At 52.3% G+C, this 3309-nt stretch carries 3 protein-coding genes; 2 read left to right on the forward strand and 1 reads right to left on the reverse strand.

Annotated elements, in window-relative coordinates; translation table 11 throughout:
• Window positions 1-229, forward strand: a 229-nt coding sequence (locus CINSTRO3249_RS14255) for an integrase core domain-containing protein (protein ID WP_143146879.1), incomplete at its 5' end; no start/stop codon positions are given.
• Between the two features lie 943 nt (window positions 230-1172).
• Here CINSTRO3249_RS14255 and hns read toward each other — a convergent pair.
• Window positions 1173-1580 carry a histone-like nucleoid-structuring protein H-NS gene (gene hns / locus CINSTRO3249_RS14260; RefSeq protein ID WP_074013747.1) on the reverse strand — a complete coding sequence of 136 codons (408 nt, stop codon included), beginning with the start codon at window positions 1578-1580 and terminating at the stop codon, window positions 1173-1175.
• 634 nt (window positions 1581-2214) lie between these two features.
• Here hns and CINSTRO3249_RS14265 point away from each other — a divergent pair.
• On the forward strand, window positions 2215-2832 hold the full coding sequence (locus CINSTRO3249_RS14265) for a thymidine kinase (RefSeq protein ID WP_074013746.1): 618 nt from the start codon (window positions 2215-2217) through the stop codon (window positions 2830-2832).
• The last annotated feature ends 477 nt before the right edge of the window (window positions 2833-3309 follow it).

Here is a 3309-nt window from a genome sequence, read left to right on the forward strand (position 1 = left end):
CGGCGACTCCTACGATAATGCGATGGCAGAGAGTATCAACGGGTTGTACAAAACGGAGGTTATCCACCGCGGGAGCTGGAAAAACCGGACGGAAGTGGAGTTGGCCACGCTGGACTGGGTGGACTGGTACAACAACAGAAGGCTGCTCGGGCGGCTGGGTTACATCCCTCCTACTGAAGCCGAAATGAACTATTACGCTTTGCAATTAGCATCAGAGGAAGCGGCGTAGTATTGCCAAAATTACTCTCTAATAAACTCGGGGTTATTCACTCTCCACACCAGCCCTACCGCCGCTGATATTTCAGCACGGCGTCCGTCTGGCGAGAATAAGGCGCGATGATATGAACCGAAAGACCCACGCTGGATTCTGCACGGCATAAACGACGTTTTTCCCTTATTCTTTTAGCGATTGACCAAATGGATGACCGTCGGGCGAAGAAGGAAATATCGCCGGCCCTGAGGCACCTGTTGTTTGCGCAACGAACGGCTATAAGGGCAGGGGGAAGATTCACTCGCTAATATACACGCAGGTTAACGAACATATTCACCGGATGAGAAAGCTATCAATAATGCGGCATAACGCACATTTTGCCAGCAGTGTAGTCCTATTTTGACCTGGAGATTTGCCATCTTCTTTACTGCCTTTGGCATTATACTGCAAGAAAAAAAGGCATAGGCTAACCGTCAGCGATAGAAATCACTGCAGGTGAAATATTTCTTGAACATCAAAATGTCCTCTAATCAAACCGGGTTCGGGGTAGCGGCCTTTTTACTCATTGGTAAATTAGCGGACAGAAGTGCGTCGATTTGTCACAATGGAATAGCGGCCATTGCGTCCACGAGTATGAGAATGTGAAGATAATGTTGGATTATAACGGCGCAATGGCGGTGCTAGCGTGAAACGCCGGGGGTTATCCCCACGCTTACCGCCGGCCACTAGTTAATTATTCTGCTCATAATTTACTCATGACAAGGTTTTTTTGCTGATTATTTAAAAGACATTGGGGCACAGATCGTCGCGGAATAGACTTTTGCAGAGGGGAAGCCGGGTGCAATGAGAAGGGGAATAGAGCATTGGAGCGGCCCTTTGTCTGCCGCGTCTGGCGCCTGACGTAGATAAAAAAAACCCGCTGCGGGCAGCGGGTTTTTTGCAACTTGGTTCGACCAGGCGATTACAGCAGGAAATCTTCCAGTGCTTTGTCTTCTTCATCAATCGCTTTTTTGATTACCGCCGGGGTACGGCCTTGGCCGGTCCAGGTTTTAACGTCGCCATTCTCGTCGGTGTACTGATATTTCGCCGGACGAGCGGCACGCTTGGTTTTACCCGCGGATTTGGAGGAACTCATCGACTGCAGCAATTCGTTCGGGTCGATGCCATCGGCAATCAACATTTCGCGGTATTGCTGTAATTTGCGCGTACGCTCTTCAATTTCAACCTGGGCTTGACTATCTTCCTCACGGCGTTCATTGACAACGACCTCTAGTTTCTCCAGCATTTCTTCAAGAGTTTCCAGAGTGCATTCTCTGGCCTGTGCGCGCAGAGTACGGATGTTGTTAAGAATCTTTAGTGCTTCGCTCATTGACTTAATCTCGAATATTATAAAGGGGGCGTCCCAGTAATAATAGAGCGCTAGTTTCTTTTCTGCAATACCCAGATTGTGATTAATCAAAAATATTCTTTATAAATGCCTGTGACCCCGCAACTGTAAATATATTGTGTTCGCCGGGCGAGGCAAAATTGATTCATCAGGTTCCGTTTTTCCTTCAGGACGCCTTATGAGTGCATAATGCACTGCTGATTTCATTATAAGGAAGGTTTATATCACCGTGCCCACGGGGGGGTTATAACCGCTGCAGCCCTGACCAGAGGCTGAAAAATAAAAGCTTTACAGCATAATCTCCTGCGATTTTTATATCATCTGCGGTGGGACACTCCGCCGGCAGTCTGGCTTGCCAGCGCGATAAATGTTGCCCGACGGCGCGCTATTGCCGATTGCGCGGGCCGCTTTAGCCCGCTTGAAACTATAACCCGGCCGCCGTTGGCCGGTGATGCGCGTTTTTTATTGTTTTGTGGAAGCAAGTTATTGTCCCGTGCGCGGGTCGCTGCCGCCGGCGAGGGATTGCGGGCGCCGGGCCACCTACATCCCGCCGGCGAATATGATACACTCTCATCCTATTTATTTGGTCCTATCATTGAGACGGAGTGCCTTACGGATGGCGCAACTCTATTTTTATTATTCTGCAATGAATGCCGGTAAGACAACCTCGCTGCTGCAGTCCTCCTATAATTATCAAGAACGCGGCATGCGCACGCTGGTGTTCACGGCGGAAATCGACGATCGTCACGGCCGCGGTAAGATCCACTCGCGTATCGGGCTGTCCTCTCCTGCGGCGGTGTTTGCTGCCGGGACCGATTTGTATGCGGCCGTGGCGACCGCTCACGGCCATCAGGCCGTCCATTGCGTGTTGGTGGATGAATGCCACTTTCTTAGCCGTGAACAGGTTGCCGGGTTGTGTGCCGTGGTGGATGAGCTGGATATTCCGGTATTGTGCTATGGCCTGCGCACCGATTTTCGCGCTGAGCCCTTTACCGGCAGTTTGTGGCTGCTTGCCTGGGCAGACAAACTGGTGGAGTTGAAAACCGTGTGCTATTGCGGACGCAAGGCCAATCGCGTGCTGCGCGTTGACGAACAGGGCAAAGCCGTCCATGAAGGGCAGCAAGTGGTTATCGGCGGTAATGATCGCTATGTCTCGGTCTGCCGCAAACATTTCACCGAAGCGCTGACGCGAGTGGCGCCGGTGCCGGGGATGAAAACCCTTCCACCCGCATAGCGCTTAGCATTGCAGCCTATGAAAGCCCCCTGCACACGGAGCGTTGCCGCGGGTGAATGCCTTGTCGGAGTGCCTGCGGCGGGTACTGTGTAGCGGCTTGTCTCATCTCCTTGGCCCAAACCAAGCCCACCGTGCGTCTCGGTCGCTATGGCGCGCTGAGCGCCGCCTGACACCGCCAGCAGGCTGATGTTGACCTCAAGGCCTGGCGAATGCGCCAGCACTGAAATGCCGGTCACGGCAGGGTGTGTGCTTCGATCATAGACGGGTGTGGCCATCTCAGGCGGGCAAGTGCGGCGTTCATAGGCGGGCGAGTGCGACGATCTTAGACGGGCGGGTGCGGCGGTTACAGGTGAATCACCCCGGATAAATTAGAGTCTATACTTTAAAAGTGGAGGTCTCTATGACAACGACCAAACGTTACTCTCCGGAAGTCCGTGAACGGGCAGTTAATCTAGTGCTGGAAACTCAGCATGAGCA

Origin of the sequence: Candidatus Sodalis sp. SoCistrobi, assembly GCF_900143145.1 — a bacterium.
Lineage (GTDB): Bacteria > Pseudomonadota > Gammaproteobacteria > Enterobacterales > Enterobacteriaceae > SoCistrobi.

What these genes read in the sequence shown, in the direction of transcription:
- CINSTRO3249_RS14265 (WP_074013746.1), top strand. Translation starts at nt 2,215, where the DNA reads ATGGCGCAACTCTATTTTTATTATTCTGCAATGAATGCCGGTAAGACA.
- hns (WP_074013747.1), bottom strand. Translation starts at nt 1,580, where the DNA reads ATGAGCGAAGCACTAAAGATTCTTAACAACATCCGTACTCTGCGCGCA.